This window comes from Halobiforma nitratireducens JCM 10879, from assembly GCF_000337895.1.
Classification (GTDB): domain Archaea; phylum Halobacteriota; class Halobacteria; order Halobacteriales; family Natrialbaceae; genus Natronobacterium; species Natronobacterium nitratireducens.
This window is the reverse complement of record NZ_AOMA01000199.1, coordinates 1-654: the sequence shown is the minus strand read 5'-3', so window position 1 is coordinate 654 and position 654 is coordinate 1. Positions and strand designations below refer to the sequence as shown.

1 protein-coding gene is annotated in these 654 nt (G+C 47.1%); it reads left to right on the top strand.

The annotated features are described in order from the left end of the window. Nucleotides 1-84 precede the first annotated feature (84 nt). Complete coding sequence (locus C446_RS18980) at nt 85-405, top strand: hypothetical protein (protein ID WP_152419476.1); 321 nt, start codon at nt 85-87, stop codon at nt 403-405. Nucleotides 406-654 lie beyond the last annotated feature (249 nt).

Sequence of the window (654 nt, the reverse complement as noted above, 5' to 3'; positions counted from 1 at the left end):
GTAGAGTTCCTCGAGTGTGATGTCATCGAGCCGTCCCATTACCACTTCCAGCGTCTCTACAGGTAAAGCACTTCCCTAGACACTATGAAAGCATCCAGTGCCTCAATAGCGGGAGTCGCGATTTCGACACCGGTCTCTGCTGATTCCAATGAAGATGATCGAAATACTGCGAATCGCGACTCTCCGTATCAACCCGATGTTCGTATAATCGACAACTCATCTGATGATAAACCCATAGACGTGTCATACAGGCGGGTAACTGAAGAAGCTGATGCGGATAAGCAGCAACCCGATACAGACACCCAACAGGTTGGTACAGATGACCGTGAAATCGACAGCATTACTGTCAATACAGTCGGAATTAACAGTCAACAATTACATAGCCCGTTGCATGTGCAAAATTAGTTGATGCTTGGTACCCGGATGTGGGCATTAGTAGCCAACCCTGTTCAGAGAAACCTGCAACATCATCTGGTTTTTGGCCCTAATTTCGAAAGCGTGCAACAGGGTAATTACAGGAAGAACTGGATGCTGCTGTGGCTAACGCCGATACAGATGGGGATAATATTGCTCTGTTGAAGAGCGATCTAATCAGCTGATATCACGGGTTAGAAGGGTGAAGTCGAGGAAATCGAGGTTGGTATGGAAATCGAC

Coding starts and splice junctions, on each gene's coding strand:
- C446_RS18980 (WP_152419476.1), top strand. CDS start 85: ATGAAAGCATCCAGTGCCTCAATAGCGGGAGTCGCGATTTCGACACCG.